Below are 20,184 nucleotides of genomic sequence, written 5' to 3'. Positions count from 1 at the left end.
GAGAAATATTTACTGTCAAAAGCTATATTATTTCATCCACAAGTCTGGCAGCATCTGGGATACACAACTCCCCTGACATTAACTTAGACAAGAGGGTATCGCGGAGTTTGGCTAATTCAATAGTCTGTAATGAACGAAGATTATTTGCGAGATACATTGGTTTTGCTAATTCCGAAAACTCTTCCATTAATCTTGATGAAGGTATTGCTACTGACCAGCTCATAATGGCTGCTTTATCACCGCGTGGCATCTTGGTTCCTTTTGATGTTGCAGTCATATAGTCAAAAAAGGAATCCTGATAAAGAAGATTAAATAAATATTCATTAGCTACAGAGTTATGAGCTTGAAAGCTCAAGACATCATTTGACCGACCACCGCTGAAACTAGCAAGCCATATTTTTTTGAAATATGGACGTATATTAGAGATTAAGGTTTGTCCTACAGAAAACTTTGGAACTTGATTGGTACTCGCGATATTCGCTGCATGAGAAATTCCTGACTTCTCTTTATTCATATTTTCAGTAGAAACATAGTTTTCTAAAGTGAGTTCTGATGTATTTATTTTGCCTTTTCCGTACGAGCAAATATCAGCAAGTATTCCATTTTCCCACCCCTTCGGAATCCAACCCATTTCTTCCGCAAACTCAAACGCATCAGGGAATAAGTCCTGAATATCTGAATTGTCTTTTTTCTCAATCTTCTTACGCTGTTCAGCACGTTCGATAAATTCATCAGGAATAGCATTACCAGCCGCCAGCGCATTATCAATCAACGGATCAAAATCAACAAACCAACTTTTAAACAATGCCTGTGCCATCGCTTCTAGCGTTTCATTCATTTGGCGGTTTAGCTCGATTTTGTCGTCTAAAGAACCAAGAATATGGGCAATTGCTTTTTGAGTATCCAAACTTGGTATGTTCAAAGGAACGCGCTTGAGTATTCCTGTATTAAGATTAGGCATAGTAGCGCCAACAGCGTGTCTGATTATCCATTCTTGATTTATAGGCGAACTTAAGTGATAGGTCAAGAAACGAGCATCTATGCTATTACCAGGTCTTACAAGTAAGCATCCAGTACCACAAAACATCCCTTCTTCAAGTTCAGTAATCAACGCTTTTCTAGTTACGTCACCTCGGCGACTGTATACGATATCGTTCTTTTTCACTAAATGCTTTGATAGTCTTTCTGCATCTTCTTTAGTTATTCTAGCTATACCAGATAAATCTATTTTATTATTGATAATATTAAGAGGCATAATTACTGGAATCCCCTCATCAACATAATCAGAGGCATGCAATTGGCTACCAAATGGTCCTGTCTGAATTATTCCATTGCCCAGCTTTACTATTTCTCCAAGAGTTGTTTTTACCCAATCACTCGCCATAACCCAATACCTCCAAGTTCTGACGAATGGTCGCATCTAGCTTTTCGGACTCTTGCATCTGTGCATATAGCGTTTGGCTTAGCTCCAGCATCTTAGTCTCAAACGGAATGCCATCATCTTCGATAGCTGCCGCCCCAACATAACGCCCAGGCGTCAGCACATAGTCATTGGCTTTGATATCGTCTAGACTGGCGGATTTACAATAGCCTGCTTCATCTGCGTAGGCTTCATAGCCGCCCGCTTCTTTCTCACCGCGCCATGCATGATAAGTCTTGGCAATCGCTTCGATATCATCAGTAGAAAACTCTTTATGCGTACGGTCAATCATCGCACCGATATTACGGGCATCAATGAACAGCGTCTCACCGCTACGGTTACGCAACCCCTTTGCCTTACTATCAGCTGACGTAGCTTGTTTGTCTTTACTGATAAACCATAAACACACCGGAATCTGCGTGGTATAAAACAGCTGACCCGGTAGCGCAATCATACAATCGACCAGATCGTTTTTGATGATTTGCTCGCGTATCTCACCCTCACCACTGGTGGTGGTAGACATCGAACCATTGGCAAGTACAAAACCAGCAGTTCCATGCTCAGAGAGCTTGGATATCATGTGCAATATCCATGCATAGTTGGCATTGCCCGTAGGCGGTGTCGGATACCCTGCCCAGCGTGGGTCATCGACCAGCTCATCAGAGGCGCGCCAATCCTTTTGGTTAAAAGGTGGGTTTGCCATGATGAAATCGGCTTTTAGGTCTTCGTGCTGATCTTTAAAGAAAGTATCGGCAGCCACATCACCCAAGTTGCTAGAGATACCACGAATGGCAAGGTTCATCTTAGCGAGCTTGTAGGTCGTGCTGGTGTACTCTTGCCCATAGATAGACACATCTTTGGTATTGCCGTGGTGACTCTCGATGAATTTGATGGACTGGACGAACATACCGCCCGAGCCGCAGCACGGATCGTAGATTTTGCCTTGATATGGCTCAACCATTTCTGCAATCAGATTGACCACAGACTTAGGCGTATAGAACTCACCACCGCCTTTACCTTCAGTTGCAGCAAACTTACCCAAGAAATACTCGTACACGCGCCCTACCGTGTCTTCTTCTGGATTACCGATAGTGTCGATGTTATTGACCACATCAATCAAGGCGGCAAGCTTACTGGCCGTTAAGCCTAGACGTGAGAAGTAGTTGTCAGGCAATGCGCCTTTCAATGATTGGTTGGTCTTTTCGATGGTACTGAGCGCCGTGTCGATTTTAAGCGCGATGTCTTCTTGCTTAGCATTCTGCTGGATAAAACTCCAACGGCTCTCCTCTGGCAAGTAGAACACGTTATCTTTGGTATAAGCTTGCACCATGTTGATATGCTTTTCATAGCCTGTATCGATCAGTTTTTGGCGCTGCTGCTCGAAAGTATCACTGATGAATTTTAAGAAAATTAGGCTAAGGACGATGTGCTTATATTCTGATGATTCGACGCTACCTCGTAGCTTGTTGGCAGCATCCCAAAGGGCTTCTTCAAAATTGCCATTGTCTGTTTTATCTTTTTTGTTCGCAGGTGTTTTAGCCATGTTTCTTTAATCTCTATTTGTGATACTTTTAATTTGTATGATGAATTGTGTTTAATTTTCATATGCAATACAGATATGATTCCGACTACCTTTACGATGTAGCCATCACTTTATAATGTTGAAAACAGCATCATTAATTTTGTTTGGTATTATACTATCATAAGAATGCTTGAACTCTATGATATACAAAGCGTCATTCCATCTTTGACTTAGACAGTTTTGATTATACTCATCGAGATATGCAAACTGATGTAAAGATACTTTTTTGCAGAAAAGTGATTAACTTGCTATGAAAAGTCTATTATTGGACTATAACGCAATGTTTAAAACCAACTATGGCGTAGACAGCAAATCCTTCCAAAATTACTACCGCGACCTTGCAGGGCGCGTCATTAATCAAGAAGTGGACTTACTGGTTGTCGTTGGCATGTTCTTGACGGGTTTTGATGCTACCAAGACATTTGGCCACATTGTGACCTTTCGAGACTTAGAAAAAGCGACCATTGACGCCATCACCTTGTTTGGTGATAGAAACACTAAAAACGTGGTGCTAGAGAAGAGCTATAAAGAATACTTAGAAGGTTTTACTGATATCGCCACAGGCAAAGCACGACGCGGTTATTTGGAAGTGGTCAAAGAGCTGCAACAACGCTTCCCTAACCCTGATGAGATTGTGAAAGAGTCTGATAAGAAGGACTTTGCTAAGTTATTCGGGGAGTATTTACGTGTCGAGAATATATTACAAAACTATGATGAGTTTGCAAGCCTAAAAGCACTGCAAGACTTGGATGTGACCGATGCTGACGCTGTTGAGACGTTTAAAGATGAGCATTACCTAAACGATGATGACTTAGCCGCTATGCAAGCTATTAGAGTGCCTGCTGAACGTACCGTACAAGATTACCGTTCTACCTATAACGATTACGTGATTGGTTACGTCGTGAAAAAGCAGCTGACCAGCAAGGAGAGTCTTCGATTGATTGGGACGACGTGGTTTTCGAGATAGATCTGCTCAAATCACAGGAAATTAATCTTGATTACATACTCGGATTAATTTTTGAGCATAATAAAAACACCAAGGACAAGTCTGCCCTAGTTGAGGAAGTACGTCCTTTGATTCGGGCAAGCCTTGGCAACCGTGCCAAAGAGAGCCTAGTAGTCGATTTCATCAATCAAACCAACTTAGATAGCATCCCTGATAAATCCAGCATTATCGATGCTTTCTTTAGCTATGCTCAGGTAGAGCAGCAACGTGAAGTGAAAGACATGATTGCCGCTGAAAACCTGAATGAAGATGCTGCTAAGCGTTATATCACCGCTTCTTTAAAGCGTGAGTACGCCAGTGAGAACGGCACAGAGTTAAATGCTATTTTGCCCAAACTGAGTCCACTGAATCCGCAGTACTTAACCAAGAAGCAAAGTGTTTTGCAGAAAATTGCGGCTTTCGTTGAGAAGTTTAAAGGCGTGGGTGGGAAATTTTGAGTAATCTATAAAGCAAAGAGGCTGTTTGACACACGTCAATCAGCCTCTAATATAATCAGGGCGGTTCATATCTTGAGTACTAGATTTATTCGTGGAAATATATTCCGTATTTTGAAGAACATATTACTAATAATATTAAACCAAATATGTATATTTTTAATTGCTATTACAGCCTAAATCACTCACTAACTTAGTATCTTTACTCTTAATTGCTTCTAAGCAAGCAGCATATTTCTGTTTTACGAGTTCTAATTTAATCGTCTGTTCTAAGGCGGAAATTTCGTTCTGATTGGTAGTTGAAGATCTGCTATATACTGAACCAACTGCAGTAAATACTGATGTTATAATTGCAGACGGAATTTTTGCTACTGCTAAAGCTTCACCATCTACATCTTGCTTATATTTTGTTGGAATACCCTTTTCAAAAGTAAATTCTGCGCTATTATTGGCAAAAAATGATTTAGATATTGGAAGAAATGATGTTGTGGAATACGATGGTGAAAATACTATCGATGAAAAATTTAGATCCCCAATCGTACTACCACTATTTATCGTTACTCTATAAGGTTCGTCTTGTCGATAAAATATGCCAGAACTAGATACTTCCACCTCCTCGGTATTTTCTACCCCTTTATTCTCCGGCCCTTCTTTTTTAATAGTTACTGAAAGACCACATGGGTTATATTCACCTTCCGATTTATATATAAAAACATGTTCTGTATCAGTATTACAGCCGATCGGCGGAAACAAACCAGACCCTAAAGGCGGTTTGGTAAAATTACCATAACTAGTTGCTAGATTACTGAATATATCTGTAACGTTACTAGTAGTCTTTGATGTGACAGTGGTTAATAATCCGCTTTCAGTTATCGATATATCTGAAAGGTTTTTACCCATTATATTTTTATTGTGGTTTAGCACATATCTTTTTGATAAATCAGGATATGATGGTGTCGTTTCAAGCGCAACCTTAGTTATATTACTAGCTTCTATAGTAACTTTAACTACAATATCTTTTTTAGGCATGTAATAAGACAAGCCGTGAACATGACTCGAATTTTTATTTTCAAAAGAGGTTATGCTCGCACAGGAAGTTATACACAAAGTAGCAATGACTATTAATATTTTCATCTAGTTATCTCCCATATATTGTATAGTGCTTCTTACCTGATTTATCTCTGCATTACATCCTATTGTTTATTATTTAGACACAAACTATATTACGCTTAATTTTTAATTCTTTATACTAATAAGAAGTCAAACCACCTCAGCGTTTTGGACGTTCATCACTTACATCTACTTTAGATTCTTGCCGTTTCAGCGCTAAATATTGCTGATGCTGTTCGTTAGACCTCTCATTTGTGCCGTTTTACAGAATTCTTAGTTTGACAATAGATAAATCCTAAACTGGTATAAAGTAGTGTAAGACTTATAAGGAAGCGTGTACTGATCAATATTTTCTATCTCAACTTATATGTCTTGCTCTTTATAGTCATCAATATCAATATCTGTATATTCATTATTAGAAGTATACCTCAAGAAAACCAAATATTTCACCCTTCAAACCTATTAATAGACCACTTAAAACAATCTACCGTTTCACTATACCTAAAGCATAAAAGCTTTAAATGATAATCTATCTATCATTAGACTTTTTTGTATTATTAAATGATAGTAATATCTTGCTATTATTAATGAACATTAATTATTAAGTCTAAGTAATAGAGGTGGCGTTATGACCGTTCGTATTTATGTGAGAGCCAGCACTAAGGATCAAGACGCTACCAGAGCATTAGCTGAGTTAGTAGCTTTCAGTACAAGTTATGATGATAACTATATTGAATATGTTGAGCATTTCAGTGGTACGAAGCTCGATAGACCAGCTTTAGCCAAGCTGCTAAAGGATGCTGAAAAAGACGATATTCTACTAGTTGAAAGCGTGGATAGATTAAGCCGGCTATCTCAAGATGATTTTGCAATTCTAAAGCAGCGTATCAAAGACAAAGGCTTACGATTGGTGGTGGCTGATCTACCAACCACGTATACGGTGAGTGGTGGCATGACAGGTGATATCCTAACAGTGATTAACCATATGTTGATCGACTTATTAGCAACGATGGCAAAACTTGATAACGACAAGCGTAGAGAGCGTATTAAGCAGGGACTGGCTAACAGTGGCTATAAGCCCACTGGTAAGAAGCCTAATACAACGAAACACAATCGTATTAGAGAATTAGACAGTCAAGCCAATATGACAAAAGAGGAAATCGCTAAGGCGGTTGGTGTTGGGGTAGCTACCGTTTATCGTGTATTAAAGCAGGACTAATAGCTGAGGTATTTTAAATATTAGCTCATCATTATTATTATGAGTGCTATATTTTATTTTCGTTCATAAATAGCTGATATATAAGGTTTTACACGCGAGGTAAGAAATATTTATTTATAGAGACACCAACTTTTTTACTATGTGGACGTGTTAAAACACAGTATCTTATGGTTGGGATGTTTGCCGCATAGGCTTTAAGCTCACTAATGATAAAGCTAGAAAAACTGGGCAGAAATACTTTAGAATAGTAAACATTTTACCAGTCCTCTTGTATGAATCAATCTTACTACGAGAGAAGTAACATAAGGTCGCTTATAACCTTATTTTCTTCATTTTAAGAGATTAAGGTGCTCTATGTCAGACCCAAATAGAGAAGAGTTTAAAGGCACAGCCTGGCATAAAAAAGATAATGGCTTATTTGTGCCAGAAACTTATAGCCTTGATGAAAAAGCCGAGGTCACAAAGAAGACACTAAGGGAGCAGGTTAAATGGGTGCTGGACAACATAAGCCTTGTTTTATTGTTGCCATCTTTTTTAGGAGCTTTATGGCAGATCTTAGAATTATCAAGTATAAATGTTGCTTATATTAGGTTTTTTTCTGTCACTCAAATACCAGTTGACGGCATACTTATACTGTTTTTAATCGTTCTGATAATTGTTATGGGGAAGGCAGTAATAGGTTTGTTAAAAAGTGCTTTTGAAAACAAAGTCAAAGGGCTTGAAGATGAAGAATTTGTTAAAAAGCTTAGAAAAAACTTAAATTTTCACATAAAAAAGATGCTTATCGTCATACCTATAATGCTAGTTCTTATTATTTATTTAATTAGTGAGCTATTTGCAGGTATGTTCCCCACATCCCCTATTGTTACCATTTTACTTGTAAGTTTTTTTATTTCGGGCTTTATGTTTTATGTACTTGACGCTGTTATGCTGATTGGATTGAAGTACGCTCAAGATGGTATTAATTCGGATAATATTAAAGACCGTATGGGCACCCTTGTAGATAAATATAGAAAGCCTATTTACTGGTCAATATTAGCAGGCATAGCAATAGCCATCTTTATTTGTTATCTGTTAATCAAAGCATTTAGTGCAAGCTTTATATTGCCTGCTGATTTATATAACACTAAAACCTTAGAGGCAGTAATATATAACGATTTTAAAACCAAGAACTACGAGATAGAGTATTTTAATGACAAATACATCTTTGTTAAATTATGTGCCATCAAGGAATGCAATCATAGATTAGATAAAGAGATCATTATATATCCTACCGAAAAGGTCTTATTTAAAACTACCTATGGCAAAGTATGGACTGGATATTTTACAACCTACAAACCTGTTAATAGCCCAGATACTCCTTAATTGGGCTGTTCAATTTAAATATGTAAAGCAAACCACGCTCTATGCAAGGATGTCTACCTTGATAATTAAGCTATTATAAATATCATCGTTGCGATGATGATTCGACTATAAGAGAATCGGCTGATATACCATAGCTTGAAAAGTAATCGATATTTTTCTTGACTCTATTTAGGCTAACAGAATACCTAAAACATTCCGTATCAAAGGATACTGATGCTCAAAATAATTTTGAGTATTTGAGTATTTGAGTATCACATCGCTTCTTTGGCTATGATAGTTATCAGCTATATTAGTTTTGTAAGTACTAGTGTCGCCCCTGATCCATTTTCTATATAGAACACAGCAGCTTTAAGGCCATGATCAGTAGCAAACTGTATGAGCTTGTTCTTGGCACATTTGGCATTTTGCTCTTTGGTTGACGCTCTAAGTAAGATACGCTCTGATAAACATAAACACCTAAAATAGTCTGTTATAAGTAGTTCCACTACACCAGTCTATTTTAGGTGGTCTATTAATCGGTTTTTGATGCCTTTTAAATGGTTCCGCTGGGATATACCCTACGATAACAGGAAAGCCATCGCGGATGACAAAACCTGTTTAGCTTTTAAACAAGACGGGTTTGTCGATAGTATGTAAGATAAGTTCGAAAAGTAACTAGAGTGTGAGACTATTCATATTGGGTCTGAATCAAAGTTTTATTGTGATTAATTTCTGCTCAATGTTATTCATTTGTCGCCATGATGAGTGATGGCGGCTTGTAATTTAGTTAGGAAAAATAATCTTGAGTAATAATATACGTTTGTAGCATTTGTAGCAGAGCTTGTTCTAGGCTTCTTTACTTACGCTTTTTTGTAGATTCTTTTTTAGTAAATGATCAAATATGAACGGGCCAAATGGTAAGAGTGATCCGAGTACGCCCGCAGGTATTGCCCAACGAGGAATTTTTACTTTGATAGCTGTGCCTACAAGTACTACGATATAGACAATGAATAGTACACCGTGCGCCATACCGATATATTTCACACCTTCTGGAATGTCCATCATATATTTTAGTGGCATGGCGATGAAGAGCAATAATAAGAAAGAGGTGCCTTCTAGGTAGCCTATAAGGGTAAGACTTTTTAACGCGGTCTCTTGTTTTTTTCTAAGGCTGTGAATTTTTTCAATAGTTGGCTGAGCCTGTGACACTATATTTTCCTTTTGTTATTATCAATAAAGAATTTATGGATTATTCAATGTCTCTATAATAATGGCTCTACGCAGAGCTTTTAAGTATTGGGTTTTAAGACCTAAAATGAGTGAGTACCTATACCAGTCATACATTACCTTCCAGTTCACATTTTATAAACATACTCAAGTATAAAAAGTATTTTTCCGTATAGAGTGACTACGACGCTAGTTCATTTTGTTTGTGATAATCGGCATCAATGTGCTTATTTATTACGCTTACTTTCTAAAAATATCATGTCAATTATAATCAATGCGACACCGACACAGACACCTATATCTGCAACATTGAAAATAGGATAATTCCAGACATCAGCATAATGCACATGGATAAAGTCAACCACTTTACCAATTCTTAAACGATCGATTAAGTTGCCAATCGCACCACCGAGCATTAAGGCTAACCCCATGGACAATAGCTTGGCTGCACGTGGCGCTTTGATTAAATAAACCGTTAAAAAGATAGCCATTATAAAAGCTAAGCCTGAGAAAAACCATTTCTGCCAACCGCCAGCGTCGGCTAAAAAGCTAAATGCTGCCCCATAGTTATAAGCGAGTGTCCAGTTGAGAAATGGTTCAATGACCGGTACGGGGTCATTGAACGCTAATTTGGTTTGGGCCAACCACTTAGTCCATTGATCAAGTATTAATACCATTATCGCCAACAAATACCAGATAAAAGCGCGACTGCCATTGGCAACCATTTTTGGCATTTTATTCAACTTACCTTTAGGTGTTATCGAGTTGCCTGAAGTTACGTACATAGCTTTAGGCGTATGATTCATGGTTTTAGAGTCAATTGATTGATGAGTACTACTCACAGCTATAGGTACTTTATTGTCAGCAATATTAGTACTAGCCGATTCAACGCTATTCAATTTAGTACTATCTAATCTGTCGGTAGATTCAGTCATAGTTGTTTTCTTTATCTGTGTTTATACAATGAACAATGTTAAACGTATATGTTTTTAGTATACGACTATTAATAGCGCCACTTTTAAAAACTGCTCCACTTACCGCTCTGGTATTATGAAACTTACGGTAATAATTTTTTATTAGGGAATCTGTTGATTGATTTCAACATTAACCTGAGTCTGTTCAGCACTAATCACTATCGGATTACCCGATAAGTCGCCTGACTCTGCTATGGCATTACCGCTATGACTAATACGAGCAACGACTGCTAACTGAGTTTTGTCACTACGAGCTGAATTTAACGTGCGATCTGGCATCATCGCATCAAGATTGCTTAAGCGGATACTGGCCTCACCTTGCTCAATAACACTAATGGGTAAACGTTTGGCGGCAAACGGTGGACCTCCTTTAACGTCACGTATCGCAACAAACAACACATCATCAGCTTTCACTAACGGTAATAAATTAGCGTTAATTTTCACTGTCACGTCAATACCTTCTAGCGCTTGCTTTTCTTGCGTGCTAACGTAGTTACTCAACTCATCTAAGCTTGCTAAAGCTTTAGTATGATCACCTGGTTTGGCCACAATGCTGCCTTGTAAGCGTTTAATCCAACCTTGCGCTTGGGCAAAGTTACTACTACGAGTCTCACCCATTGCCATGAGCATCTGAGCCCGTTCATGCTGCGGATTTTTAGCTAATATAGCTTGTAATACACGGCGAATATTAGCGTCTAACTGACCTTCATTAACAAAAAAGCTAGTCTGAGCATAAGTGGTGGCGATTTCTTCATTTTCAGGAGCTAAACGATAGGCACGAGATAAGGCTTCCAGCGCAGAATCAGTTGCCTCCATAGATAAGAAAAGCTCGGATAGGCGCATCCAGCGATTAGGATCATCAGCATTACGATGAACATTGGTTTGCATGGCGCTAATCAGTTGACGACCATCTTCAAACGCCCATGATGGCGGCTTGTCAATTTTAGCTGTCAATAGGTCGTCAGCCACTTGTCCTACTTTGTCCTCAGCTGTCCACAAATCAAACACGGGCGTACGATTGCCTATTAGTAAATACGCCATTGCAGCCAATATTGGGATCCAAGCTGCGACAATTAAACGGCTTTTGACATCAGGGGTGACCATAGGTGTTATCTGACGCTGCGCATCTAATAGCTGACGCTCCAGTTCCAGCTTTTGATTTTGATAATGGCTATTATTAATAGTACCGCTGTCTTTATCTGTTTGTAGCTCAGCTAAACGTTCGCGAAATACTGCAACATTAATATCTAGCAGTTGATTGTCTATTGGTTTGGACTGCAAACGCGGTGCTCGTAGCCATGGCATAATAGCAATCAGCGCAAATATAAGAGCAATCAGCAAGCTTAGAGTTACAAATAAGCCAAAAGTAGAAAATAGAGTCATTTTTTGTCCTCTAGGCTAGTAATGTCGTGGTCGACACTCTCAGCTTGCGATAATAGACGATCAAGCTCAGCCTTTTCCGTAGAGGTCAAGGCAGCAGTACTGTTCACTGTGACGCCGCTTTGACCACGGGCAACAACTTGGCGACGCTTACTTTGCCAAAACCAACCAATGATTAAGACGAGCAATAATAGTGGTGGAAAAAACCATAGGATCCATGTTGATGGTCGCATAGGCGGCTTGTAGCTAATAAAGTCACCGTAGCGCTCTTGCATATAGACGCGTATTTCAGCATCACTACGTCTATCTTTAATTAAATCATAGACTTTTTGCTTTAGATCCTGTGCAATCGGTGCATCAGAGGCTGCAAGGTTTTGATTTTGGCATTTTGGGCAGCGAAACTCTTCTATTAATCCACGATACTGAGCTTCTTGCTGTGGTGAGTCAAAATCGTATACGTCAATAGCTGCGTTTGCCGTCATGTTAAGCAGACACGCTAGTATTAAGCTTGCTATTTTTAAAACTATATTGGGTTTTAGTTGAGGAGCTCTTATTCGAGTAACGTTCATTTGCACATCTCCTCAACCTGAATGAGATCAGGACTATCGTTGTTCTTATTAGCCTTATTAAGTACTGTCAGGCACGGCTTAACACGCTGTTGCCAATTGGCTTCATTAATCTCACCAACAATATGCTGACGAATGATGCCATCTCCATCCACAACAAAGGTTTCGGGCGCACCAGTTATGCCTAAGTCTAGAGCAAACTGACCCAATGAATCCTGAATAGACATAGAAAATGGATCACCGCCTCGGTTTAAGTAACTGAGCGCATTACCAATCTCATCCTTATAATTCACACCAACGATATCAACGCCGCGCTCTTCTAGTTGCATTAAAAACGGATGCTCAATAACGCAAGTTGGGCACCATGAGCCCCAAACATTAAGTAAAAACGGCTTATCTGGCAAATTATCATTGGTGATAGTACGGGTAGTATCTGCTAATAACGGCAGCTCAAAGGTAGGAACCGGACGCTCAAGAGCGGTATTGGTCACAATGTCTGTTGGTTTACCTAAGCGCATGTACAATATAACTACCAAACCAAAAAAGAGGATAAGCGGAATTAAGAACCATAGCTTCGTCTGCTTTTTTTTCATTGTCTTTGGGTTACGCTGCTTACTGTTTTGGCTATCTTTTTGCTCAGGAGTATTATTCGACATAGTCATTTATTTCTCCTTTAGTGTCGACATCGTCGATGCTGAGATTGCCTGCTCAATAGCTACCTCATTGACTCCATCAGTAGCCAGATCACCAGTAACTAGCAATGGAGCTTTAACTTTTTTGATGCGGTATCGTTTATCAAGCATGCTAATTAATCCACCTAGAGCCATGATAATTGCCCCTAACCAAATCCAGCGAATTAATGGTTTTACATAAATCCTTAATGCCCATTGGTTACTACCATCGGCAATAGGTTCGCCCAGTGCGACATAAACATCGCGCATTAGGCTAGCATCAATGGCCGCCTCAGTGGTCGGCATAGTGCTAATGATATAAGTACGCTTTTCTGGATTCAGTTTCGCCACTTCACGACCGTTTTTGGATACCACGACTTGCGCCTGCGTTGCATCAAAGTTACTACCCTTTATTTCAAAAAATTCAGTTACTTCAAAATCGTAACCTTGAACATTGACTGTATCGCCAATACCCATTGCTACGTCACGCTCAATACTCAAGCTACTAGTAAAGGCTATGCCAATGACAGCAACCAATACGCCAATATGAGCAGTCTGTTGACCCCAATAGCTCAGACGCAACTGCCGCAAACCGTTAAAAAAATTAGGCGCATTCTTAGTTTTATCTTTAAAATCAACTGCCATCCATAGCAGTACCCAAAAGCTAACGGCTAAAGTCACACCAATATTAAGCATAGACGATGGATTAACAAAGTAAGTAATAATGGCGGCTAATACTAAGCTACTAACGGCGATGACCATGCCTATACCCAGTAGTGGACGGGTGTCTTTTTTCCAGCGAATATTTGAGCCCATACCCATAGCTATTAATAACAGCCACGTTAAAGGTACAAATAATGCATTAAAATAAGGAGGGCCAACGGACACTTGTCCTAAACCAAAGGCATCAGCGATAATAGGATAGAGGGTGCCGAGCAGCACCACTAAGGTTGCAATCAAAATGATGGCGTTATTGATCACTAAAAAGGACTCACGTGAAATCAGCTGATATTGACTTTCAACGGTTAAACGCCAACCGCGAACGGCAAACATTAATAGACCACTACCGATGATAATGCCAAGAATAGCTAAGATGACCAAACCACGCGTCGGATCAGCGGCAAACGAATGCACTGAGGTAAGGACTCCAGAGCGTACCAGGAACGTGCCAAGCAAGCTTAAGGCAAAGGCGAAAATAGCCAGCATGATGGTCCATGCTTTAAACACCCCGCGCTTTTCAGTGACTGCTAATGAATGCAGCAATGCTAAGCCGACAAGCCAAGGCATAAACGAGGCGTTCTCTACCGGATCCCAAAACCACCAACCGCCCCAGCCAAGCTCGTAGTAGGCCCACCACGAGCCCAGTGCAATACCAATGGTCAAAAATCCCCAAGCCGCGAGCGCCCATGGACGTGACCAGCGTGTCCAAGCAGCATCTAAACGCCCTTCCCACAATGCCGCCATACAAAATGCAAAAGGCACTACCATACCCACATAGCCCATATATAACATGGGCGGATGAATAATCAGACCGAAATCTTGTAGGACAGGATTTAAATCAGCGCCATCGACCGCTAGATTGGGTAAGGTACGCTCAAACGGTGACGAGGTAAATATCAGCATTGTTAGCATCATTAACTGTACACCGGCCAAAATAACTAATACCCGCGCACGCATTGATAACGGCAAGCCGCGACTAAAGTATGATACCAGTGCACACCATGTGGCCATGATGGTCATCCATAGCAGCAAAGAGCCCTCGTGTCCGCCCCATGTCGCCGATAACTTATAGTACCAAGGCAACAGCGTATTGGAATGCTGCGCGACGTAACTGAGGCTAAAATCATTATAATAAAAACCTGCTATCAAAGCGCCAAATGACGTTATCATGGCGGCAAACTGTGCCCAAGCTAAGCTAGGGGCTAGTCGTTGCCAAGCAACTTGGTTACGAATAACACCAATAGTTGGCAGAATTACCTGCAATAACGCCAATACAAAAGCGGTAAGCAAGGCAAAATAGCCCAATTCTGTAATCAACATACGGTCTAACCTTATTTACTCTAATGCGGTTGCAGTTTACTGTAGCGGTGGAATTTTTATTATTAGAACCCACCCCCGAAATCTGCTGCTATCTCTAGTTTTTAATTGATTTCGAAGGGTTTTATTTAACTACTTTAGGCGGAGTTACCAGTGGAGGCGCGCCTTTAAAGCGCAGTAAACGTAACGCATTGAGAGTAACGAGCACTGTTGCTCCAGCATCAGCTAGAACCGCAATCCATAGTCCAGTAATGCCGAATACGGTCGTGATCAGAAAGACGCCTTTGAGACCTAAAGCGAAAATGACGTTCTGATGAATGTTGCGCATGGTGGCACGCGAAAGTGCAATCAGATGGGCCATGTCTGTAACACGACTTTTTAATAATGCGATATCGGCCGTCTCAATGGCCACATCGGTACCACCACCCATCGCGATGCCAACATCAGCGGTTGCTAGTGCTGGCGCATCGTTAATACCATCACCCACCATCGCTATTTTGCTGTTATTCTTCATCTCGTTAAGCAAGCGCAGTTTGTCCTCAGGCAACAGCTCAGCTTCCCATTCCACGTCTAAATTACTGGCAAGTGCTTGAGCGGTTAAGCGGTTGTCGCCTGTTAGCATAACAGAGCGCACACCCATCGCTTTAAGTTGAGCCACACCTTCATGAGCGTCGTCTCGTAACTCGTCTCTTAGTGCGACCAATCCAAGCACTTCTCGACTTTGCTCATCGAAAAGAACTGAGACGGTCTTGCCCTCATTTTGCAGCGCCTCGATTTGTGCCTGTTGCTCGGCTGAAATTGATGCCTCATCTGCGGCATAAACAGGCGAACCGATAGCTAGCGCGCGCCCAGCGATAGTTGCGTGTACCGCTTTACCCGCAGTAGCAGAAGCTTTAGAAGCCACAGGTATGACAACTTTGGCGGCTTTGGCATGACTGACAATGGCTTCAGCAAGCGGGTGACTAGAACCTGTCTCCACACTGGCAAAGAGCGCCAATACCTTATCTTTACCTTGAGAACCCTGATCCTGAGAATCCTGACCTTGAACACTTGAATACTCTTGTGTAATGTCAACAACATCGGTCACGCGTGGTTTGCCTTCAGTTAAAGTGCCTGTCTTGTCAAAAGCGACTGTCTTCACTTGGCCGATGGTTTCTAAAGCACTACCGCCCTTGATCAGCAAGCCGCGGCGCGCACCGACCGCTAGACCAGAGGCGATAGCAGCTGGTGTTGAGAGCACAAGAGCACAAGGACAAGCGATCAATAATAAGGCTAGACCTCGATATAACCAAGTTGACCAATCTCCGCCCATGGTTAACGGTGGGACGATGATAATTAGGGCGGCAATAGCCATCACAGCCGGTGTATAGTAACGACTGAATTTCTCAATAAAACGGGCAGTGGGTGCTTTGGAAGCTTGCGCTTGCTCTACCAAATCAATAATGCGCGAAATAGTGTTATCGGCGGCTGTCTTTTCTACGCGCACTTGGAGCACACCATCGATGTTAATTGACCCTGCAAATACATTGTCACCCATCGTCTTGGCAACAGGAACAGACTCTCCCGTCACGGGCGAATCATCAAGGCTGGACGCACCTTGAACAATGGAACCATCAGCAGATACCCTATCTCCAGGACGCACCAGCACAAGGTCATTCACTTGTAGTGAAGTCGCTGGAACGTTACGCTGCCCACCTTGAGCATCAAGTAAAATCGCACTTTTCGGAACCAGCGATGATAAGGCTCTGATGCCAGCGCGAGCGCGATCAGCAGCGATACTCTCAAACAGTTCACCGATTGAGAACAAAAAGACAACCGCTGCGGCCTCTTCAGCTTCACCAATGATAAGTGCGCCAAGCACGGCGACGGACATCAGCGTTTCAATTGAAAAGAATGAACCTGTTTTAGCCAGTGCTAAGGCTTTGCGTGCAAATGGAAAAACGCCTACAATCACAGCGATGGCAAACACCCATATCCCATAAGCGGGGAACAGTAGTGACAGTGCATAAGCGCTGCCCATCAAAATACCGAGACCAACAACCTGTTTGCCTTTTTGAGTTTGCCACCACCGCTTATCCTGCGGAGCCATCTGATTGTCGCTGTCAATATCAATAGCCGATACAGTTTGTTGACCAGTATTGGCAGATATACCGAACCCTAGGCTTTTGATGGTTTTTTCAATATCACTAGCCTGAGTCGGCGCATCAGGGGCCAAGCTTAGCTCTAGCGTTTCTGTAGCAAAATTTAGCTCAACATCAGAAACCCCAGGCATACGTTTCAAAGCTGTTTCAATCTTGCCGATGCAACTGGCACAGTCCATACCTTCAATATGATATTTCATAATAATTTACCCTTTGAATAATGGTATTATGAACCCTCTAGTGGCTTTAGAGTCAAGGTTGTCTATCTACAGTTTTGTAAATTTAATTTCTCTAGCGCCAGTCTTTACAGCCACTTTAATTATTTAAATCATAGAGGTTATTATGACAATCAAAATTGGTGAGCTCGCTAAACGCACAGGTGCCACAGTGGAAACCATTCGCTATTACGAAAAGGAGCACTTATTACCTGAGCCTTCTCGCAGCGCAGGGAATTATCGTTTATATAATGAAGAGCACATTGAGCGTCTACAATTTATCCTACACTGCCGTACGCTTGACATGGCTCTAGACGAAGTACGAATCTTACTTGAGTTTTGGGAGGAACCTGATAAAGACTGTGGTGATGTGAGCTCCTTACTAGATAAGCAAATTTATGCTGTAGAAATACGAATGGAAGAACTGATGCACTTAAAGCAGCACTTGACTGTTTTGCGCCAGAAATGTGCAAGTAGTGCACCAGCGGTATCATGTGGGATATTAAAGGCTCTTGCCGATAATTCTTGTCATGAGTAATGATATTAGTAGTGTTCATTTCTGACTGATCAAATCATGAAAGGTTAAATACACCCTGATGTTAAGCACAAAAAAACCCAGCAATGATATTAAGATCACTACTGGGGTTGGAGGAAATAATAACTATGTTGTGCTGACTTATCAGGTCTTATTTATCATTCATAGCAAGGTAGATATTTCGATCTGATGCGGATGCGTCATCCACGTATTTTGAATCACGCCATGTGGTATAAGCATAGACACCACTGTATGGGCTGATGCTGTTCTGACGGAAATCAGAAATCCAGTTTTCGCCATCAAAGATTTGGATATGGCCATGTGGACGCTTTGATGAGCGATCATAGACAATAACATCACCTACTTGGGTTGGCATATCATTACTGATTTTGCTAAAACCTGCTTTATCAAGCGTGCCACGAGTGGCGTACTGATAGGCTGAAGGATTGGGGGTGAACTCATAACCTGCTGATTGTAGTGCTTTACGTACGTAACGGGCACAGTATCCAGAGCTACCAGATAGAGCCACTCGTGAAGCACGAGCAGCAGCGATAGCGGGGGCTGAATTGCTATCAGGAACTGTATTGACTTGCTGCTGTTGTTTTTCAGCGTATAAGCGGCTGTTTAATGATGAAAGCCGACTCTCTTTTTGCTTAGCCTGCGCACTTAGGTTGCTAATAGCTTGACTGATTTCGTCATTACTAGAAACATAAGCACCACTGCTAGTGCTATAGATGTTTTTTGATGAACCGTAGTTTGATGCCACAGAAGTATTGGTGATGGTATTATTTGTTTGAGAGATTGTGATAGCAGCACCACTCGTTTGTGCTATGCCCATACCCAGTACTGACAAAATCAATAAAGCCTGTTTCATAAATCTAATACCTACGGTTAATTCAAAATGGTCTGTTATCAACAACAGCGCAGTCAATTAAATTTCAACAACTCAAGTATATATACGTCATAGTGACTGATACTTCTGCTGCATATTATTCATATAAAAAATGATTATTGGCGATCACAGCATCATTGAAGTCTTACGAAGCTGTTGCAAATCAAGCTGCTGGCCAAAACACAAAGCCGACTTTAGCATAGGCTGTTTAGCCTGTCATCACCCTTAAAAACCCCAAAAATACTTTTTTGATGTTGAAAAAATTGCTAATATTCCACATTTTACAATGTAAGTTTGTGTAACATATACAGAATATAGCTGACTAAATTGACAACAATTTCTACTGTTTTATAAGCAAAAAAACGTCTGAGGGTTAAATCTAAATTATAGATTTAACCCTCAGACGTTTTTTTATTGGATGAAGTAATTACCCTATATAGGGTCTAACTAATTATTAAGATAATATAATAATTTATAATATTAATATAGATGTTAATTCCCTACTGGCTTATGTAATATTACGTAATTGTTTCGATACATCCTGTATATTCTTGTATTAACCCTTAATTATTTATCTATTTTAAGGGTTAATAACCGATAAATCCGCTTACATTGTCATCAAAAGTTACAAATTCAAAGTTATTTTTGCTTTTAAAGTCGCAATAGCTAATGATTTTTTTGATGAAGAATCATTTTATAAGCAATAGAACAGTCTTATACCTGCCTCATTTACTTTTAACGCTAACACTATAATCAAAGTATTCTTAACTGCTAACACACTATAATTGCTGCTCTACCGATTCAATATCAGCATAAACTTGGGTCGTCCCGTCTTTATTGAGCTGCATAACCTGATAGGGCATGAATTTATTTTGATACTCCATACCTGGGCTACCAACAGGCATGCCAGGTACGGCAAGACCCATAGCTTGTACTGGCGGATTTTCTAAGAACTGCGCCATATACTTAGCAGGTACATGACCTTCAAAGACGTAATCATCAGTAGTGACTACAGTATGGCAAGAACGCATCTCAGTTGGAACGCTGTAGCGCTCTTTAAATACGGCTAAGTCCGCAACATCTTGCGCGGTTGCACTTAGACCATTATCTTCTGCATGACTTATCCATTCTTTACAGCAGCCGCAATTGGCATCTTTATAGACCGTAGCTGAGACGTTTTTTAGTAGGTCTGGTTTACTTACTGACCTTGTCATCATGTGAGCACTTTTAGCGTTTGGTTCATCTTCCTTTAAAGTGATAGCTGTTGCATTTTCGGTTGTTACTGATGTTGTGTTTGCATCAGATACGCCACTACTCGGTTGGCTACAAGCAAATAGTGATGAGGCGGCAAGTAACACCAGCGTACCACGCAACCCCTTAGACAGATGACGATTGAATATAAGACTGGATTTTATTTTTAAGGGGGTCATA

Annotated in this window: 15 protein-coding genes and 1 pseudogene; 4 read left to right on the top strand and 12 right to left on the bottom strand. The window is 40.6% G+C overall.

Annotated elements, in window-relative coordinates:
* Positions 1–22: 22 nt before the first annotated feature.
* Together PCRYO_RS06955 and PCRYO_RS06950 are read right to left on the bottom strand one after the other, a co-directional pair.
* Positions 23–1,384, bottom strand: a complete 1,362-nt coding sequence (locus tag PCRYO_RS06955; RefSeq protein ID WP_011513691.1) for a restriction endonuclease subunit S — start codon at positions 1,382–1,384, stop codon at positions 23–25.
* Positions 1,374–2,963: a type I restriction-modification system subunit M gene (locus tag PCRYO_RS06950; protein WP_011513690.1), complete on the bottom strand. Its 1,590-nt coding sequence runs from the start codon at positions 2,961–2,963 to the stop codon at positions 1,374–1,376. Before PCRYO_RS06950 ends, PCRYO_RS06955 begins: the two co-directional genes overlap by 11 nt.
* Positions 2,964–3,267: 304 nt before the next feature.
* Between PCRYO_RS06950 and PCRYO_RS06945 the strand changes: the two are divergent.
* Positions 3,268–4,445: pseudogene (locus PCRYO_RS06945) on the top strand (type I restriction endonuclease subunit R, EcoR124 family); the annotation flags it as partial.
* A gap of 156 nt (positions 4,446–4,601) precedes the next feature.
* On the opposite strand, the gene PCRYO_RS06940 reads toward PCRYO_RS06945, so the two are convergent.
* The gene (locus tag PCRYO_RS06940) at positions 4,602–5,576 is read right to left on the bottom strand and encodes a hypothetical protein (RefSeq protein ID WP_011513689.1); all 975 of its coding nucleotides are present in this window, start codon (positions 5,574–5,576) and stop codon (positions 4,602–4,604) included.
* Positions 5,577–6,180: 604 nt separating this feature from the next.
* Between PCRYO_RS06940 and PCRYO_RS06935 the strand changes: the two genes are divergently transcribed.
* Together PCRYO_RS06935 and PCRYO_RS06930 are read left to right on the top strand one after the other, a co-directional pair.
* Complete coding sequence (locus PCRYO_RS06935) at positions 6,181–6,771, top strand: recombinase family protein (RefSeq protein WP_041753110.1); 591 nt, start codon at positions 6,181–6,183, stop codon at positions 6,769–6,771.
* Between the two features lie 354 nt (positions 6,772–7,125).
* Positions 7,126–8,136: a hypothetical protein gene (locus PCRYO_RS06930; RefSeq protein WP_011513687.1), complete on the top strand. Its 1,011-nt coding sequence runs from the start codon at positions 7,126–7,128 to the stop codon at positions 8,134–8,136.
* A gap of 825 nt (positions 8,137–8,961) precedes the next feature.
* Here PCRYO_RS06930 and PCRYO_RS06925 read toward each other — a convergent pair.
* The 7 genes from PCRYO_RS06925 to PCRYO_RS06895 all read right to left on the bottom strand — a co-directional run bounded on the left by PCRYO_RS06925 (position 8,962) and on the right by PCRYO_RS06895 (position 17,311).
* Complete coding sequence (locus tag PCRYO_RS06925; RefSeq protein WP_041753506.1) at positions 8,962–9,294, bottom strand: DUF3817 domain-containing protein; 333 nt, start codon at positions 9,292–9,294, stop codon at positions 8,962–8,964.
* 275 nt (positions 9,295–9,569) lie between these two features.
* Positions 9,570–10,277, bottom strand: coding sequence for a signal peptidase II (lspA, locus tag PCRYO_RS06920; RefSeq protein WP_011513685.1), 708 nt, complete (start codon positions 10,275–10,277; stop codon positions 9,570–9,572).
* 141 nt (positions 10,278–10,418) lie between these two features.
* The gene (gene ccmI, locus PCRYO_RS06915) at positions 10,419–11,699 is read right to left on the bottom strand and encodes a c-type cytochrome biogenesis protein CcmI (RefSeq protein WP_011513684.1); all 1,281 of its coding nucleotides are present in this window, start codon (positions 11,697–11,699) and stop codon (positions 10,419–10,421) included.
* Positions 11,696–12,178: a cytochrome c-type biogenesis protein gene (locus PCRYO_RS06910; protein WP_020443538.1), complete on the bottom strand. Its 483-nt coding sequence runs from the start codon at positions 12,176–12,178 to the stop codon at positions 11,696–11,698. Before PCRYO_RS06910 ends, ccmI begins: the two co-directional genes overlap by 4 nt.
* A gap of 83 nt (positions 12,179–12,261) precedes the next feature.
* Positions 12,262–12,924 carry a DsbE family thiol:disulfide interchange protein gene (locus PCRYO_RS06905; protein WP_011513682.1) on the bottom strand — a complete coding sequence of 221 codons (663 nt, stop codon included), beginning with the start codon at positions 12,922–12,924 and terminating at the stop codon, positions 12,262–12,264.
* Positions 12,925–14,973 (bottom strand): heme lyase CcmF/NrfE family subunit, encoded by a 2,049-nt coding sequence (locus PCRYO_RS06900; RefSeq protein WP_011513681.1) that lies wholly within the window; start codon positions 14,971–14,973, stop codon positions 12,925–12,927. It lies immediately after the preceding gene.
* 121 nt (positions 14,974–15,094) lie between these two features.
* Entirely contained in the window at positions 15,095–17,311 is a 2,217-nt protein-coding gene (locus PCRYO_RS06895) for a heavy metal translocating P-type ATPase (RefSeq protein ID WP_011513680.1), read from the bottom strand.
* Between the two features lie 142 nt (positions 17,312–17,453).
* Here PCRYO_RS06895 and cadR point away from each other — a divergent pair, with 142 nt between their 5' ends.
* On the top strand, positions 17,454–17,864 hold the full coding sequence (gene cadR / locus PCRYO_RS06890; protein ID WP_011513679.1) for a Cd(II)/Pb(II)-responsive transcriptional regulator: 411 nt from the start codon (positions 17,454–17,456) through the stop codon (positions 17,862–17,864).
* A 148-nt stretch (positions 17,865–18,012) separates the two neighbouring features.
* Here the strand turns inward: cadR and PCRYO_RS06885 are convergent, their stop codons facing one another.
* Positions 18,013–18,735 (bottom strand): CHAP domain-containing protein, encoded by a 723-nt coding sequence (locus PCRYO_RS06885; RefSeq protein ID WP_011513678.1) that lies wholly within the window; start codon positions 18,733–18,735, stop codon positions 18,013–18,015.
* 797 nt (positions 18,736–19,532) lie between these two features.
* Positions 19,533–20,183 (bottom strand): DUF411 domain-containing protein, encoded by a 651-nt coding sequence (locus PCRYO_RS13410; protein WP_011513677.1) that lies wholly within the window; start codon positions 20,181–20,183, stop codon positions 19,533–19,535.
* Between the last annotated feature and the right edge of the window lies 1 nt (position 20,184).

The organism is Psychrobacter cryohalolentis K5, from assembly GCF_000013905.1.
GTDB classification, from domain to species: Bacteria; Pseudomonadota; Gammaproteobacteria; order Pseudomonadales; family Moraxellaceae; genus Psychrobacter; species Psychrobacter cryohalolentis.
The sequence above is the reverse complement of the archived record's forward strand: the minus strand, read 5'-3'. Positions and strand labels throughout refer to the sequence as shown.